Consider the following 14,669-nt stretch of genomic DNA (forward strand, 5'->3'; position numbering starts at 1 on the left):
ATCCCGTTCGTTGCCGAAGGTTCGCTATTTCCCGGCGAAATTGTCTAAAATACCCTCATCCCTATAACCATAGATTTCAATTACAGGATTATTCATGCAAGTAGATATTCAAAGCATTATGGCGCGGCTTCCACATCGCTATCCGATGCTGCTTGTAGACAGAGTCCTGGAAATGGTACCTGGCAAAAGCATTATTGCCATCAAGAATGTGACCATCAATGAGCCGTTTTTCAACGGACACTTTCCTGGTCGGCCTGTCATGCCGGGCGTGCTGATCATTGAAGCGCTGGCTCAGGCCGCGGCGATATTTTCTTTCGCCGAAGAAGATGGTTCCTGCAGACAGGATATCTCGCGCAAGGCCTACTATCTGGTAGGTGTAGATGGTGCGCGTTTTCGCAAGCCGGTAATCCCGGGAGACCAGCTTCAGCTGGAAGTTACTGCTGATCGAGTCAGCAAAGTCATCTGTAAATACAGTGCACGTGCCACCGTAGACGGGGCAGTTGTAGCTGAAGCTGCGATCATGTGCGCGATTCGTGATCTGGACGAACAATGACCAAACTTATTGATTCCACCGCCGTTATTCATGATGGCGCAAAGCTGCATCCCTCTGTCAAGGTGGGCGCCTATTCCGTCATCCACGGCAATGTCACGATCGGCGAGGGCACCGTTGTTGGTGAACATTGCGTCATCGACGGCCTGACGAAAATCGGCAAAAACAACGTGTTCTACCGTTTTTGTTCAATCGGCGGTAACCCGCAGGACAAAAAATATTCCGGTGAACAAACATCGCTGGAAATCGGCGACTGCAACACCATCCGCGAGTTTGTGACCATCAACACCGGCACGACACAGGATGTGGGCACCACGCGCCTGGGTGATGACAACTGGATCATGGCGTACGTGCATATCGCCCATGATTGCCAGATCGGCAGCCATACCATTCTGGCCAATTCCGTACAGCTGGCCGGTCACATTCATATTGACGACTGGGCCATTGTTGGCGGCAGCTCTGCCGCACATCAGTACATTCATATCGGCGCCCACTCCATGACAGGCGGCATGAGTGCCATTCGTCAGGATATTCCCCCGTATATTCTGGGCGCCGGTCAACCTTATCGGCCCGCCGGCATCAATTCTGAAGGGCTCAAGCGTCGCGGTTTCACGCCAGAACAGATTCATGCCATCAAAGACGCCTATAAAATCATTTACATGCGCAAGCTGAGCACTGCTGATGCCGCCGAGGAGATCGTCCGCTATCAGAAGGATCATCCTGACACCGCCAGCGTGCTTGATCCATTTGTGAGCTTCTTTGAAACAGCCTCGCGTGGCGTTAGCCGGGGATGAGCCTGGTCTTGTCGATGGTTGCGGGCGAACCCTCCGGTGATCTGCTCGCCTCCAGGGTTATTCAAGGTATACGCGCGCGCGATCCGGGTTTGCAGGTCTCCGGAATCGGCGGCCCGGAGATGCAGCAGCAGGGAATGCAATTGCTGTATCCAATGGACGATCTGTCCGTTTTCGGATACGTGGACGCGCTTAAAAATCTTCCCCGACTTATTCACACGCATTTGCGCTTTCGTTCCTCAGTACTGAAGTTGCGGCCTGACGTCTTTGTTGGTGTTGACGCACCTGATTTCAATCTTCGTCTTGAGCATCATCTACGCCAGCGCGGCATTCCTACCGTTCATTTTGTAGGCCCGTCCATCTGGGCGTGGCGGTACGAACGAATCCACAAGATCCGTGCCGCTGTATCCCATATGCTGGTGCTGTTTCCCTTTGAAGAAGAAATCTATCGCAAGGAAGGTGTGCCTGTAACCTATGTCGGTCACCCGCTGGCTGCGCAGATTCCGGCGCAACCCGATAAGATGCGGGCGCGTCTGCGGTTGGGCATGGATCCGGACGGCGCGGTGCTGGCCCTTTTGCCCGGTAGCCGGGCCTCGGAAATTGCCGAACTGGCGCCGCGTTTTCTGCAAGCGGCCAGCCTGCTGCAAAAGGACGACCCGTCTTTGCGGTTTATTGTGCCGCTGGTCAACGAAGCCCGTGAGGCACAGTTCAATGCGATTGCCCAGCGTCATCCGGTGAAGAATCTGCATTGTTTTCGCAGCCGGGTGGCAGATCATCCCATTGCCTGGGATGTGATGGAGGCCTGTGATGCAGCGCTGGTGGCCAGCGGCACGGCGACACTGGAAACTGCGCTATTTCAGCGGCCCATGGTTATTTCCTATGTGCTCACACCATTGATGCGCCGACTGATGGAGTGGAAAGCCGGGCAGGATGGCCCGTCGCTACCATGGGTGGGCCTGCCCAATGTATTGCTGCGTGAGTTCGCGGTGCCCGAGTTGCTGCAGGAGGCCGCTACCCCCGCCAATCTGGCAACCGCATGCGCGCACGCGCTGACTGACACGACGTATATTGAACAAACCGAAGCGAAATTTCGTCAGTTGCATCGTGAGCTCAATCGCGATACGGCAAAACTGGCTGCGGAGGCGATCCTTGCGACTGCGAACGACTGAACTTTCCCTGTTTGGCAATCTGCCTTTGCCGCGCATGACTGCGGGTATCGATGAGGCGGGCAGGGGGCCGCTGGCCGGAGATGTCTTTGCCGCCGCGGTTATTCTTGATCCCGGCCGTCGCATCAATGGGCTGGCCGATTCCAAAACACTGACCGCCGCCAAGCGTGAGAGCCTTGCGTTGCGCATTCGTGACAAAGCCCTTGCCTGGTCCATCGCCAGTGCCAGCGTTGCGGAAATAGACCAGTTCAATATTCTGGGTGCAACCATGCTGGCAATGAAACGCGCATTCGAAGGGCTGGCAGTATCCTGCGAGCAACAGCGGGCAGAACTGGTATTGATTGACGGGAACCAGATCCCCAAGGGGCTGGGTGTGCCATGCCATGCCGTGATCAAGGGTGATGCGCTGCACGCTTGCATTTCGGCCGCATCCATATTGGCAAAGACAGCCAGGGATGCGCAACTGCTGCAATTGCACGCGCAGTATCCCCAATATGCATTTGACCAGCACAAAGGCTATGGCACTGCGCTGCATCTGGCTCGCCTGAAAGCCCATGGTCCGTGCCCGGTGCATCGCAGTACATTTGCGCCAATCCGTACCCTTATGTCGTTACAGACAAACGAGGGCTTTTTAGCGTAAAATTGGGGTTATTCTCTCAACATACATGCGTGTAATTTGTTTGATTGAGCCTTTAATGTCTGTAAACGGGCTTCAGAATGCACCGAAAATTGGTTTTTTCTCCTGAAACGTGCACTAAATAAAACATTGTATTAAATTGACACGTAGCTGAAGCCCATTACAAGTACAATATGCACTGCCTATTTGCGGGGACACCCGACATGAAAATCACATAATGGAAACGAAATTTACCCCTATTGCGCCCGATGCAGAATTGCCGCACCGGAAAATCATACGCAGCTGGCTGATTCCCATCTCCCAGCAGAATACGTTTCGCGCGTTTCTGCTGCTGTTTGTTGATTACACTTTGCTTCTGGCCCTGCTGGCAGGTACCATCTTTCTGTCGGCGTGGTGGCTCAAGCTGATTTGCGCACTGGTGGCCGGATTTGTGATTGGTCGTCTCTTTATTATCGGGCACGATGCCTGCCATCAAAGTCTGACGCCTCATCGCAAGCTCAATAAGTGGATCGGCCGTATTGCCTTTCTGCCCGCTGTGTCTCCCTACAGCCTTTGGGACGTGGGACACAATGTGGTGCACCACGGTTTTACCAATCTGAAGGGAATGGATTTCGTCTGGTGTCCGAAGACAAAAGAAGAGTATGACGCCCTGTCGCCCATGGGGCGCTTCATGGAGCGCGTCTATCGCGGCCCGCTTGGCGCTGGCATCTACTATATCATTGAGATCTGGTGGAACCGCATGATGTTCCCCGGCAAAGGATATATGGGAACACAGCGCAAGGTGTTCTTCTGGGACGGCCTGCTGGTAAGCATTTTCGGGCTGGCCTGGCTCGGTGGCGTGATCTACGCTGCACATGCAACCGGACAGTCGGTTCTCATGCTGGTAGCTTTTGCCTGGCTGATCCCATTGCTATTCTGGTTCTACATGATCGGCTTTGTGGTCTATATTCAGCACACACATACCCGCGTGGTATGGCACGATAATCGCGCGGTTTGGGCGAAAGCGCAGCCGTTTGTCTCAACCACTGTCCACATGATGTTCCGATTCAAGTTCGGCGCGCTCATGCACCATATCATGGAGCACACTGCGCACCATGTGGACATGAGTATTCCGTTGTACAAGCTTAAAAAAGCACAGAAAACGCTGGAAGACATGTTGCCCAGCCGCATTGTGATTCAGATGTTCAGTTGGTCGTGGTACTTTCGCACCATCAAGGCATGCAAGCTGTATAACTACCAGGAAAGATACTGGACCGATTTTGACGGCAATAAATCGCCCGATGTCGTTTAAATGAAAGCGCAGGCCGGCATGTTCGGTCTGCAACAGAAATACGTTAATATCCCTGCTGAGGCAGGGATATTTTTTTATGAAACAGATTCAGTCAAAAGACAACTTAGTAGTCCGACAGGGCATGAAAGTGGCTGCAGGACGGGATAAGACCCGCATCCTGCTTGAAGGCGTACACCTGTGTGAAGAATGGCTGAAGCGTTACGGTCCGCCTGAGTCGGTATTGGTGCAGGCCTCTGCCGTTGACCAGCCCGATGTCGTCCGCCTGCTGGCCGCAAACGACGCTGCGCGCCAATATCTGCTTGCTGACGCGCTATTTAACGCTATTGCTACGGTGCAAACGCCGCAAGGCATCATGTTTGTGGCGACGCGTCCCATCCCTGCGGCCATTACGCGCCTTGCGACCACTGCCTTGTGGCTTGATCGCCTGCAGGACCCTGGCAATCTGGGAACTATTTTGCGAACGGCGGCGGCCGCTGGCGTCAGGGACGTATTGCTTTCGGCCGGGTGCGTCGGCGCCTGGTCTCCCAAAGTGTTGCGCAGTGCGCAGGGCGCCCATTTTGCACTGGAAATTCATGAGCATCAGCACTTTCCCGACATCAGGGCTCGACTGGATATGCCGGTTCTGGCGTCCTCGTTGGGGCCTGGCGCGCGCAGTCTGTATGCGGGCGCATTGCCCGCAGCCTGCCTGTGGGTGGTTGGCAATGAAGGGCAGGGCGTCCACCCTGCCATTCTGGCCGATGCGGATCAGTGCATTTTTATCCCGCAGAGTGATGCCGTGGAATCGCTGAACGCCGCAGTTGCTGCTGCAATCCTGTTATTCGAGCAACGGCGCCAGCATATGCAGGTCTGACCAACCCTGGCCGGCGATTGCCCCGCAATCGGGTATCAATAGGTTGCCGAGGAGTTGGATTTCAGCCCCAGGATCTGGATGACCGTCGTGGAAATTTCCTCAATGGATTTGGTCGTCGTCGACAGCCATTCAATGCTTTCGCGTCTCATCAGGCGTTCGGCTTCGGCGACTTCATACAGACATTGTTTGATCGACGCATATTGGCTGTCCGGGCGGCGCTCGTTGCGCACCTCGGAAAGACGGTCGGGCTGAATCGACAGGCCGAATAGCTTGTTGCGATACGGTAGAAGCGTTTTGGGCAGCGCGCCGCGCTCAAAATCCTCGGGGATCAAGGGAAAATTGGCTGCCTTGATGGCGTATTGCATGGCCAGGTAGAGACTGGTGGGGGTCTTGCCGCAGCGTGACACACCCACCAGAATGACATCGGCTTCTTTCAGGCCGTGCACGAACTGGCCGTCGTCATGCGCAAGCGTAAAATTAATGGCTTCGATACGGTTGCGATACTGTTTGGAGCTGGCGCTCAGGTGCGACAGGCCGATGGTTGGGCGCGATTTGGTTTCCAGCGCAGTTTCAAGCTGGTTGACGCAGGCGCCGAAGATATCCAGAAAAATACAGTTCGATTGCTGCACCACGGCCAGAATTTCGGGCTTGACCAATGTACTGAACAGCAGTGGCGGCGTATTGTCAGTCAGGGCGGCCGCGTTGATTTTTTCGGCGACCTTGGCTGCTTTTTCCTCGGAAGTAATAAAAGGCTCGCGTAACAGCGTGAAATCAAAATCAGCGCTAAATTGCGACAAAACGGAGTGACTGAAGGTCTCTGCCGTGATGCCCGTGCCGTCTGATACGATGAAGACCGTCCGCTTTTTTTGTGATTCTGACATGTTCCAATTTGATCCTGTGAGTATAGAAAAAGACGGTACAATCATGGTACTTTGTACCTGGCCGATAGTTCAGGCTTATTTGACTAGAAAAGCGCGTATTTTCTAATCAAATAAGCTTTCATTTTAATCTAAGGGTGACTTAAATGTCGTATGTTGTTCCATTCGAGAAACTCCGCATGTCGGATGTTGACTCTGTCGGCGGGAAAAATGCCTCGCTCGGCGAAATGATCAGCCAGTTGGCCAATGCCGGGGTTCGTGTACCCGGTGGTTTTGCCACCACTGCCGATGCCTTCCGCGATTTTCTCAAGACCTCCGGGCTGGATAAACGCATCGCTGATCGTCTTACTTCGCTCAACCCCGAGGATGTTCGCGAACTGGCTCAGGCCGGTGCAGAAATCCGCGGATGGATTACCGAAGCGCCATTTTCTGACGAATTTGAAAAACAGATCCGCCAATCCTACGCCGAGCTTGATGCCGATGGCAAGGGTTCATTTGCCGTGCGCTCATCTGCTACGGCGGAAGACCTGCCCGATGCCTCTTTTGCCGGCCAGCAGGAAACTTTCCTGAATGTCGCTGGTATTGATGATGTGCTGGATAAAATCCGCCACGTATTCGCGTCACTTTATAACGATCGTGCTATTTCCTACCGTGTCCACAAAGGCTACGCGCACGCAGAGGTGGCATTGTCTGCCGGTATCCAGCGTATGGTGCGTTCAGACAAGGGCAGTGCCGGTGTGATGTTTACTCTGGACACCGAATCCGGCTTTAGCGATGTGGTGTTTATCACGTCTTCCTATGGCCTGGGTGAAACCGTAGTGCAGGGCGCCGTCAATCCGGACGAATTCTATGTTTTCAAAACTACCCTGGCATCGGGCAAATATCCGATCGTCGGGCGCCGCATCGGTTCAAAACTGATCAAAATGGAGTTCAACGACCAGCGCAAACCCGGCGAGAACGCCGTCAGTACCGTCGAAGTACCGGTCTCCGAACGTAATCGCTATTCACTGACCGACGATGAAGTGATCGAGCTGGCCCGTTATGCAGTCATCATCGAGAAGCACTACCAGCGCCCCATGGATATCGAATGGGGTCGCGACGGCATTGACGGCAAACTCTATATTCTGCAGGCTCGCCCCGAAACGGTGAAATCTCAGCAGACTGGCAACGATGTCCAGTTACGCTACAAATTGAAAGCAACCGGCAAGGTACTTATTACCGGTCGCGCCATCGGCCAGAAAATCGGCTCAGGCAAGGTTCGTGTCGTTTCTGATATCAACGATATGGATCAGGTGCAGGCTGGCGATGTGCTGGTGACAGACATGACAGACCCCAATTGGGAGCCTGTTATGAAACGCGCTGCGGCCATCGTTACCAACCGTGGCGGGCGTACCTGCCATGCGGCAATCATTGCCCGTGAATTGGGTATTCCTGCTGTCGTCGGCTGCGCAACAGCCACAGAAGACCTCAAGGAAGGCGCCGAAGTCACTGTCTCATGCGCCGAAGGCGACGAGGGTCGGATTTACGACGGATTTCTTGAAACCGAAGTGGAAGAAGTGCGCCGCGGCGAAATGCCCGAGATCCCGGTCAAGATCATGATGAACGTGGGTAACCCGCAACTGGCTTTTGATTTTTCCCAAATCCCCAACGGCGGTGTCGGTCTGGCTCGTCTGGAATTCATCATCAACAACAACATCAATGTGCATCCCAAGGCGGTGCTGGACTATCCGAACATTGATGCCGAGCTCAAGAAAGCGGTGGAGTCGGCTGCCCGTGGCTATGCCAGCCCGCGTGCCTTCTTTGTTGAAAAACTGGCCGAAGGTATTGCGACCATTGCTGCTGCATTCTATCCAAAACCGGTTATTGTGCGTCTGTCCGACTTCAAGTCCAATGAGTATCGCAAGCTGGTGGGCGGCTCTCGCTATGAGCCCGAGGAAGAGAATCCGATGCTGGGCTTTCGTGGCGCCTCGCGCTACATTGCAGAAGATTTTGCCGAATGCTTCCGCATGGAATGCGAAGCGCTGCGCTTCGTTCGCGAAGACATGGGGTTAACCAACGTCGAAATCATGGTGCCATTCGTGCGCACGCTGAATCAGGCAGAAAAAGTGATCGGCCTGCTGGCCGATAACGGCCTGAAACGCGGTGAGAACGGCTTGCGCGTCATCATGATGTGCGAAGTGCCGTCCAATGCCATCCTGGCCGATCAGTTCCTCGAATATTTCGATGGATTCTCTATCGGGTCCAATGACATGACCCAGCTTACGCTGGGGCTGGATCGTGATTCGGGCATGGAGCTGCTGGCTGCCGATTTCGACGAACGTGATCCTGCGGTGCAATTCATGCTGCAACGGGCTATCCAGGCGTGCCTCAAAGCCAATAAATACGTCGGTATTTGTGGCCAGGGGCCCAGCGACCATCCAGATCTGGCCGTATGGCTCAAAGACCAGGGTATTCTGACGATGTCGCTGAATCCCGATACGGTTGTCGATACCTGGCAGAAACTGGCCAAATAAACACTGGCCAGCGCCAACCCGCTGCTTCAGGGTAGCGGCCGAGGCATTTACGGGCACCTTTTTCTGATCGCGTATCAGGGCAAGGTGCCCGTTTTGTTGTGCAGGGCAATCCCCGCCATGATCGTGGCTTTTTGTCGAATGCGTCAACGACTTACGGTACACTTGAGTTTTACCTCGTATTCAGGAAGATACACGTGAGCGAACTTATTATTGAAGATGTCACCGAAGGAAGCGGCGAACAGGCAAAAAGCGGTCAGCAAGTGTCAGTGCATTACACTGGCTGGCTCAAGGACAATGGCCAGAAATTCGATTCCAGTAAGGACCGTGGACAGCCATTCTCATTTCCACTGGGCGCTGGCCACGTGATCAAAGGCTGGGATCAGGGTGTGCAGGGCATGAAAGTGGGCGGTACCCGCAAGCTGACCATCCCGGCTGAGCTGGGCTATGGTGCGCGCGGCGCAGGTGGCGTCATTCCGCCCAATGCGACGCTGGTCTTTGAAGTGGAATTGCTCGGTATCAATTAATAGTTGTGGGGAGTGCGGCAGTCCTGATGGCTGCTGTGCTCCTGTATGCGGGCCATTGTGGCACGCATTTGTTGCAGGAAAACGATCATGTGGATCTGGTTTGTTGTTGCGGCCATCGCGCTTATTCTTGAGCTGCTCACAGGTACTTTTTTCCTGTTGCTGGTCGCGGTTGCTGCTGCTGGCGCCGGAGTAGTGAACTGGCTGGGTGGTGAGCTTGCCTGGCAATTGCTTGCCTTTAGTGTGCTGGGCATCGCCGGTTTTTTTATTCTCAAATCCAGCGGCTTTGTTAAACGGCGCTCGGGCCATGATGCCAGCCGAAATACCGATGTCAATTTGGACATTGGCCAGACTGTACACGTTACCGACTGGTCTCCCATGAAGACGGCTACAGTCCAATACCGTGGAGCAAAGTGGCAGGTGCGGCTGGATGCCGCTATCAGCGGCACGCCTGCTCCTGGCAGCTATCGTATTACCGATATTGACGGCATCGTGTTTGTCGTGACACCTGTATCGGGACCTCTTACCCAAAGCAGTTTGTAGTTCAGGAGTCAAATTATGGATACGTCGATTATCTTTCTCGCCATACTGGTAGTACTGGTCCTGGTATTTCTGATCAAGTCCATTGCTATCGTACCGCAGCAGAATGCATGGATTATTGAGCGGCTGGGCCGCTATGATCGCACCTTATCGCCGGGCGCCCGTTTTATCATTCCCTTTGTCGACCGGGTTGCCTACAAGCATTCGCTCAAGGAAATACCGCTGGATGTACCCAGCCAGATCTGTATTACCAGGGACAATACCCAGTTACAGGTCGATGGCGTTATTTACTTCCAGGTGACCGATCCCATGCTTGCCTCCTATGGATCGTCAAACTACATTTCGGCCATCACACAGCTGGCACAAACGACCTTGCGCTCGGTCATTGGTCGGATGGAGCTGGACAAGACCTTCGAAGAGCGGGATGCCATTAACAGTACCATCGTAGCCTCGCTTGATGAGGCTGCTACCAATTGGGGGGTCAAGGTGTTGCGCTATGAAATCAAGGATTTGACGCCGCCCAATGAGATTTTGCGTGCCATGCAGGCCCAGATTACCGCAGAACGAGAAAAACGCGCCCTGATCGCGGCCTCGGAGGGGCGCCGGCAGGAACAGATCAATATTGCAACCGGTGAACGGGAAGCGGCCATTGCCCGTTCTGAGGGCGAGAAGCAGGCTCAGATCAACCAGGCCCAGGGTGAAGCGGCAGCGGTTATCGCCATTGCAGAGGCCACAGCCCAGGCTATCGAACAAGTGGCGCACGCCATTGAACAGCCTGGCGGCATGGCAGCGGTTAATCTGCGCGTAGCGGAAAATTATGTTGATGCGTTTGCCAATGTGGCCAAAGAAGGCAATACCCTGATACTGCCAGCCAATCTGGCTGATATGGGCGGTCTGATCGCCTCTGCCATGACGGTGGTCAAGGCCACAGGGCAAGGTAATCAGGGCAGTGCCGGTCTGACCACCCCTGGGCAGACCCGATAGATAGCACTGCATCGGCGCGGGAATGACGCCATCTTCACGCGCCTGGCGGGCTTGCCGTCCTGATCCTGGCGGTCGGAGGCGGCAAGCTTAGTCATTTAAATGCAGAAACGCGGCTGGCGTTGCGCGGGCAGGGTTCAAGAGTCGCGTTTGCGCGTATCGTGTTTCATAATGCGCTCCTTTTCACGCAGCCAGTCTTTGTCGCGGGCGCTGTCCCGTTTATCGTGCAGCTTTTTGCCTTTGCCTAGACCGAATTCCAGCTTGATTTTGCCGTTGCGAAAGTGCAGATTCAACGGGACCAGCGTATAGCCACGGATTTCCACCTTGCCAATAAGTTTGTCGATCTCGTTCTTGTGCAGCAGCAACTTGCGGGTGCGGGTGGCGTTGGGATGGATGTGCGTTGAGGCGGTTGCCAGCGGGCTGACGTGCATATTCAGCAACTGTAATTCGCCGTTGCGCACAATGACATAACTCTCGCCCAGTTGCACGCGGCCAGCCCGGATTGACTTGACCTCCCAGCCTTCCAGGACGATACCTGCCTCGAAGCGCTCTTCAATGAAATAGTCGTGGGTTGCCTTGCGATTGTCGGTAATGCTCATGTTTGATTTTATAAATGGATTTGACCCGTTAAAATAGGGGTCTGTTTAATCGCGCAAAATGCAATGATTTCACGCAATTGTAATTGAATCAACCCGCTTGTGCTGCTTGTTGATTACACTGCAGGCGTATTTTGCCTTGTCACTTATCCAACGTTGTCAATTAATTCATGTCCACTACCGTTCATCGTTCCGTTTTGCTCCCATACTCTGCTGCCGATATGTTCGCGCTGGTTGCAGATGTAGAGAAATATCCAGAGTTCATGCCCTGGTGCGGTGGGGCGCAGGTTTTGGAGACGGACGATGCCGGCATGACCGCCTCGATCATGATCAGTTTTGCCGGACTCAAGCAAACGTTTACCACCCGCAATACCCATCACTTCCCCGATAAAATTCACCTGCACCTGGTTGATGGGCCGTTCTCGGCCCTCAATGGCACCTGGGAATTTATCGCGCTGGCGCCAGATGCGTGCAAAGTTCAGTTCGCGCTCGATTATGCATTCAACAGCCGTTCACTGGAAATGCTGGTAGGGCCGGTATTTAACCGCATCGCCAACAGCTTTATCGACTCCTTTACCAAGCGGGCCGAACAGATTTATGTCTGATGAGGATATAACCATTACGGTCTGCTACGCACATTCGGCAGGCCAGGTGTGGCTGTCTGCGGTCACGCTACCCAGCGGCAGCACCATCGAGCAGGCCATTGCGGCATCGGGTGTTTATCAGGCGTGCAAGCTTACTGCAGCAGATATCGCGGACACAGGCGTGTTCGGCTTGCGTAAACCGCGCGACCATGTGCTTGTCCAGGGTGATCGATTGGAGCTGTATCGCCAATTATCTTTTGACCCCATGGAGTCGCGGCGACGTCGCGCGGCCCATCGAAAAACCGGTATCCTCAAGCGCAAACATTTAAAAAAAAGCAAAGTGGCGTGGCAGGAATACATGGAGAGCTCGCCCGCAGATCCCAAGAAGGGATCTGATTGACCCGCCTCGCCTGTGAAGTGATCGATGCAGTGATGCCGCCTGCAGCAGCAACCCATCGAAGCGCCTGCGGGCGGTTCAATGCCGCGCCTGGAGCGCCATAGGAATCTTCCGTATTCCTGCCGGGGAGGACATCCATGGTGGCTGCATATATAATGATTGCCATTTATGGCAAGGCCGGATTTGCCCCAGACCTGCCTGGCTTGGTGCAAATGGAAACATCAGCCGGAGGATGCCAATCCGGTACCGGTATAACAGGAGAGACTATGACCGCCCCCGTTTTATTTCAGGAAAAGCCGTTGACCAACCAGGGTCGCTACGGCATTGCCACGTTGAACCAGCCAGCCAAACTCAATAGTTTGTCACTTGAAATGTGCCAGTTGCTGACCGAGCAATTGACGCTCTGGGAACAAGATCCTGCTATTGCATTTGTTATCTTTGAAGGGGCGGGGGAGAAGGCATTCTGCGCTGGCGGGGATCTGCACCAGTTGTATACCAGCATGCAGCAGTACGCCGGTAAGCCGGCAGCTGATAATGTCTACGCAGCTCAATTTTTTGATGTCGAATACCGTCTGGACTATCAGATCCATACCTACAGCAAGCCCATTATCTGCTGGGGCCATGGCGTGGTCATGGGCGGCGGTATCGGACTGATGGCGGGTACTTCACATCGCGTGGTCAGCGAATCATCGCGGCTGGCCATGCCCGAAGTCACCATTGGTCTGTTTCCCGATGTAGGCGGCAGTTGGGATCTGAATCATCTGGCAGGTCGTATCGGTCGTTTCCTTGCCGCAACCGGCGCCATTCTGAATGCTGCCGACTCGCTGTTTACCGGTATGGCCGATTATTGCGTTCGTCATGCAGACTGGTCTGCCATTATTGCCGATCTGGAACGCATAGACGGCACGCACATTGCCGACCGGCGCCAGCTTGATCAGCGCATCCATGACGTGCTGGCGCAGCACAGCGCAGCGGCAACGCTCGATCCCGGGCCGCTGCAAACGCACTACGCCTTGCTTACCGCGCTCTGCGCCAATCGAGATGTTGTCAGCCTGTATCGTGCCTTTGCTGCGCTGGCCGATCATGCTGACCCCTGGCTGGCGCGCGCTGCGCAGACCATGCTCAAGGGTGCACCGCTATCGGTGGCGCTTGGCCTGACGTTGCAGGAACGGGCGCTACACCTGTCCTTGGCCCAGGTATTTCAACTGGAATATAAAGTCGCGCTCAATTGCTGCGCTCACGGGCAGTTGCAGGAAGGCATCCGGGCGCTGCTCATCGACAAGGATAAAAATCCGCAATGGCAGCCGGCAACAATTGAGCAAATCACGCCAGCCGACATCGACGCGTTGCTCAGTTCTCCGTGGCAGAACGCATCGGACAATCCACTGGCAAGTTTAGGCCAGGGCGGGCTTGTCCAGTGAGTACGGAATAGTCAGCAGGGTAATGGGCGGACCATTTTCGTCTCCCAGTACCAGGCGATTATGTTCTGCGGCTTCAAGCCGCACTTCAAACAGCAGGTAGAGGGTGTCTGCCAGCGTTGCGGTATTGACGATCTGGCCACTGGGTTCCCGCGTATTGGTGCTGTCTGTGATATCTGTGCCTGGCGCCACTGTCGCAACTGGCGGGTTATCACATACGCCATTGAGCATCCGTCGCTTCAGTTTGCCCCGGTAATGACTGCGGGCGACAATTTCCTGGCCAGGATAGCAACCTTTGGTAAAGCTGACTGCACCAATGGCGTCCAGGTTCAGATCCTGCGGAATGAACATTTCCTGGTTGGCTTTTTCCACCCAGGGCAAGCCAGCCAGAATATCCAGGACCGCCCACTGCCCGGGCTGGCCTGCCTGAGCCTGGCTGGTGTCAATCACAGTATCTGAAATCAGAATGCCGCGCTGTATGCCAGCTGTGCCGGGCAATCCGAGCTGCATCATTGATTCCGTTGCAATAATCTGCCACGGCTCGGGGCGTGCCAGTGTGGTGCTCGTAATCGTATTGTCGCCAGCCCAGTAAGCGTAGGGAGTGATGTTCGTGTCTTCTACAGTGACCTTGGCGCGCAACACGAACATGCGCAAGCGCTTGGCAAAGCTCTCGGCAATATCGCTGCGCACCATCACTTGATAGGCATTTTCCTGCGACTGCGCTTGCTGCCAGAAAATAAAACTGGCCAGCATGCGACCCTTGGCGGTGCAATAAGCGGACAGCCGGGCCGATTCAGTGGTGGCGGCCATGACGTCCTGGGTAAACTGTCCCTGCAGAAATGTCTGGGCATCGGCGCCGCGGATCGTCAGGATGCGATAGTCGGGCAGCGGTGTGATATGCAGCGGAGTATCCGGTGTGAATCCGGTAGGGGCTGTGGACATAAAATTATTCCTTT

16 protein-coding genes are annotated in these 14,669 nt (G+C 54.6%); 13 read left to right on the top strand and 3 right to left on the bottom strand.

Features of this window, described 5'->3' with window-relative positions; genetic code table 11:
* Nucleotides 1-94 precede the first annotated feature (94 nt).
* The 6 genes from fabZ (at nt 95) to EV681_RS10155 (ending at nt 5,285) form a co-directional block, all read left to right on the top strand.
* On the top strand, nt 95-553 hold the full coding sequence (gene fabZ / locus EV681_RS10130) for a 3-hydroxyacyl-ACP dehydratase FabZ (RefSeq protein ID WP_128394219.1): 459 nt from the start codon (nt 95-97) through the stop codon (nt 551-553).
* Entirely contained in the window at nt 550-1,344 is a 795-nt protein-coding gene (gene lpxA, locus EV681_RS10135; protein ID WP_130303850.1) for an acyl-ACP--UDP-N-acetylglucosamine O-acyltransferase, read from the top strand. Before fabZ ends, lpxA begins: the two co-directional genes overlap by 4 nt.
* Nucleotides 1,341-2,510, top strand: coding sequence for a lipid-A-disaccharide synthase (gene lpxB, locus EV681_RS10140; RefSeq protein ID WP_130303851.1), 1,170 nt, complete (start codon nt 1,341-1,343; stop codon nt 2,508-2,510). The genes lpxA and lpxB overlap by 4 nt, the downstream gene beginning before the upstream one ends.
* 34 nt (nt 2,511-2,544) lie before the next feature.
* The gene (gene rnhB, locus EV681_RS10145) at nt 2,545-3,147 is read left to right on the top strand and encodes a ribonuclease HII (RefSeq protein ID WP_130304064.1); all 603 of its coding nucleotides are present in this window, start codon (nt 2,545-2,547) and stop codon (nt 3,145-3,147) included.
* 214 nt (nt 3,148-3,361) lie between these two features.
* Complete coding sequence (locus EV681_RS10150) at nt 3,362-4,435, top strand: fatty acid desaturase (protein WP_128394216.1); 1,074 nt, start codon at nt 3,362-3,364, stop codon at nt 4,433-4,435.
* 76 nt (nt 4,436-4,511) lie between these two features.
* Nucleotides 4,512-5,285, top strand: coding sequence for a TrmH family RNA methyltransferase (locus EV681_RS10155; RefSeq protein ID WP_130303852.1), 774 nt, complete (start codon nt 4,512-4,514; stop codon nt 5,283-5,285).
* Nucleotides 5,286-5,320: 35 nt separating this feature from the next.
* Here the strand turns inward: EV681_RS10155 and ppsR are convergent, their stop codons facing one another.
* Nucleotides 5,321-6,166, bottom strand: coding sequence for a posphoenolpyruvate synthetase regulatory kinase/phosphorylase PpsR (gene ppsR / locus EV681_RS10160; RefSeq protein WP_128394214.1), 846 nt, complete (start codon nt 6,164-6,166; stop codon nt 5,321-5,323).
* Nucleotides 6,167-6,309: 143 nt separating this feature from the next.
* Between ppsR and ppsA the strand changes: the two genes are divergently transcribed.
* From ppsA to EV681_RS10180, 4 genes are all read left to right on the top strand, one after another.
* Nucleotides 6,310-8,676: a phosphoenolpyruvate synthase gene (gene ppsA / locus EV681_RS10165; protein WP_128394213.1), complete on the top strand. Its 2,367-nt coding sequence runs from the start codon at nt 6,310-6,312 to the stop codon at nt 8,674-8,676.
* A gap of 194 nt (nt 8,677-8,870) precedes the next feature.
* Nucleotides 8,871-9,200, top strand: a complete 330-nt coding sequence (locus EV681_RS10170) for an FKBP-type peptidyl-prolyl cis-trans isomerase (RefSeq protein ID WP_128394212.1) — start codon at nt 8,871-8,873, stop codon at nt 9,198-9,200.
* Between the two features lie 87 nt (nt 9,201-9,287).
* Complete coding sequence (locus tag EV681_RS10175) at nt 9,288-9,740, top strand: NfeD family protein (RefSeq protein WP_130303853.1); 453 nt, start codon at nt 9,288-9,290, stop codon at nt 9,738-9,740.
* A 15-nt stretch (nt 9,741-9,755) separates the two neighbouring features.
* Nucleotides 9,756-10,721, top strand: coding sequence for an SPFH domain-containing protein (locus EV681_RS10180; protein ID WP_423191193.1), 966 nt, complete (start codon nt 9,756-9,758; stop codon nt 10,719-10,721).
* A gap of 134 nt (nt 10,722-10,855) precedes the next feature.
* Here EV681_RS10180 and smpB read toward each other — a convergent pair whose 3' ends face one another.
* Nucleotides 10,856-11,317, bottom strand: a complete 462-nt coding sequence (smpB, locus tag EV681_RS10185) for an SsrA-binding protein SmpB (protein ID WP_130303854.1) — start codon at nt 11,315-11,317, stop codon at nt 10,856-10,858.
* 167 nt (nt 11,318-11,484) lie between these two features.
* Between smpB and EV681_RS10190 the strand changes: the two genes are divergently transcribed.
* The 3 genes from EV681_RS10190 (at nt 11,485) to EV681_RS10200 (ending at nt 13,716) form a co-directional block, all read left to right on the top strand.
* A complete protein-coding gene (locus EV681_RS10190; protein ID WP_128394208.1) occupies nt 11,485-11,919 on the top strand; it encodes a type II toxin-antitoxin system RatA family toxin in 435 nt (144 codons plus the stop codon).
* Nucleotides 11,912-12,298 (top strand): RnfH family protein, encoded by a 387-nt coding sequence (locus EV681_RS10195; RefSeq protein WP_130303855.1) that lies wholly within the window; start codon nt 11,912-11,914, stop codon nt 12,296-12,298. The genes EV681_RS10190 and EV681_RS10195 overlap by 8 nt, the downstream gene beginning before the upstream one ends.
* Nucleotides 12,299-12,561: 263 nt before the next feature.
* Nucleotides 12,562-13,716, top strand: coding sequence for an enoyl-CoA hydratase/isomerase family protein (locus tag EV681_RS10200; protein ID WP_165393000.1), 1,155 nt, complete (start codon nt 12,562-12,564; stop codon nt 13,714-13,716).
* Here the strand turns inward: EV681_RS10200 and ygfZ are convergent.
* Nucleotides 13,690-14,655, bottom strand: a complete 966-nt coding sequence (gene ygfZ / locus EV681_RS10205; protein WP_130303857.1) for a CAF17-like 4Fe-4S cluster assembly/insertion protein YgfZ — start codon at nt 14,653-14,655, stop codon at nt 13,690-13,692. The genes EV681_RS10200 and ygfZ overlap by 27 nt on opposite strands.
* Between the last annotated feature and the right edge of the window lie 14 nt (nt 14,656-14,669).

Source organism: Advenella incenata (assembly GCF_004217095.1).
GTDB classification, from domain to species: domain Bacteria; phylum Pseudomonadota; class Gammaproteobacteria; order Burkholderiales; family Burkholderiaceae_B; genus Advenella; species Advenella incenata.

Bases quoted from the DNA above. Each gene is read 5' to 3' on its own strand.
- EV681_RS10150 (WP_128394216.1), top strand. From the start codon at position 3,362: ATGGAAACGAAATTTACCCCTATTGCGCCCGATGCAGAATTGCCGCAC.
- EV681_RS10180 (WP_423191193.1), top strand. From the start codon at position 9,756: ATGGATACGTCGATTATCTTTCTCGCCATACTGGTAGTACTGGTCCTG.
- fabZ (WP_128394219.1), top strand. From the start codon at position 95: ATGCAAGTAGATATTCAAAGCATTATGGCGCGGCTTCCACATCGCTAT.
- EV681_RS10200 (WP_165393000.1), top strand. From the start codon at position 12,562: ATGACCGCCCCCGTTTTATTTCAGGAAAAGCCGTTGACCAACCAGGGT.
- EV681_RS10190 (WP_128394208.1), top strand. From the start codon at position 11,485: ATGTCCACTACCGTTCATCGTTCCGTTTTGCTCCCATACTCTGCTGCC.
- EV681_RS10175 (WP_130303853.1), top strand. From the start codon at position 9,288: ATGTGGATCTGGTTTGTTGTTGCGGCCATCGCGCTTATTCTTGAGCTG.
- lpxB (WP_130303851.1), top strand. From the start codon at position 1,341: ATGAGCCTGGTCTTGTCGATGGTTGCGGGCGAACCCTCCGGTGATCTG.
- ppsR (WP_128394214.1), bottom strand. From the start codon at position 6,166: ATGTCAGAATCACAAAAAAAGCGGACGGTCTTCATCGTATCAGACGGC.
- ygfZ (WP_130303857.1), bottom strand. From the start codon at position 14,655: ATGTCCACAGCCCCTACCGGATTCACACCGGATACTCCGCTGCATATC.
- smpB (WP_130303854.1), bottom strand. From the start codon at position 11,317: ATGAGCATTACCGACAATCGCAAGGCAACCCACGACTATTTCATTGAA.
- EV681_RS10195 (WP_130303855.1), top strand. From the start codon at position 11,912: ATGTCTGATGAGGATATAACCATTACGGTCTGCTACGCACATTCGGCA.
- lpxA (WP_130303850.1), top strand. From the start codon at position 550: ATGACCAAACTTATTGATTCCACCGCCGTTATTCATGATGGCGCAAAG.
- ppsA (WP_128394213.1), top strand. From the start codon at position 6,310: ATGTCGTATGTTGTTCCATTCGAGAAACTCCGCATGTCGGATGTTGAC.
- EV681_RS10155 (WP_130303852.1), top strand. From the start codon at position 4,512: ATGAAACAGATTCAGTCAAAAGACAACTTAGTAGTCCGACAGGGCATG.
- rnhB (WP_130304064.1), top strand. From the start codon at position 2,545: ATGACTGCGGGTATCGATGAGGCGGGCAGGGGGCCGCTGGCCGGAGAT.